2 tRNA genes are annotated in these 373 nt (G+C 45.6%); both read right to left on the reverse strand.

Annotation, left to right across the window (positions count from 1 at the left end):
• Positions 1-127 precede the first annotated feature (127 nt).
• A tRNA-Ala gene (locus M3204_RS23530) sits at positions 128-203 on the reverse strand.
• 18 nt (positions 204-221) lie between these two features.
• Positions 222-298: transfer RNA gene (locus M3204_RS23535), tRNA-Ile, on the reverse strand.
• Between the last annotated feature and the right edge of the window lie 75 nt (positions 299-373).

The raw sequence follows: 373 nt of genomic DNA on the forward strand, positions 1-373 counted from the left end.
AACTTAACCGTTTGACAATAAATTGTCGTGGTTGATTCTCTATTAAATAGAGAGAAAAACTAAAATGGCGATCACTCGGTTTTTCTTGGTTCTTCTTACTTACGATTATCTAGTTTTCAAGGAACAATGGTGGAGCCTAGCGGGATCGAACCGCTGACCTCCTGCGTGCAAGGCAGGCGCTCTCCCAGCTGAGCTAAGGCCCCGTTATGGGTAAGGATATATGGTGGGCCTAAATGGACTCGAACCATCGACCTCACGCTTATCAGGCGTGCGCTCTAACCAGCTGAGCTATAGGCCCATATATCATATAAAAGAGGAATCGCTCCCTCAAAACTAAACAAACAAGCGGTCAACTGTACGAATTCGCGAGAAT

The organism is Mesobacillus subterraneus (genome assembly GCF_023715485.1).
In the GTDB taxonomy this organism is placed as follows: domain Bacteria; phylum Bacillota; class Bacilli; order Bacillales; family Cytobacillaceae; genus Mesobacillus; species Mesobacillus subterraneus_B.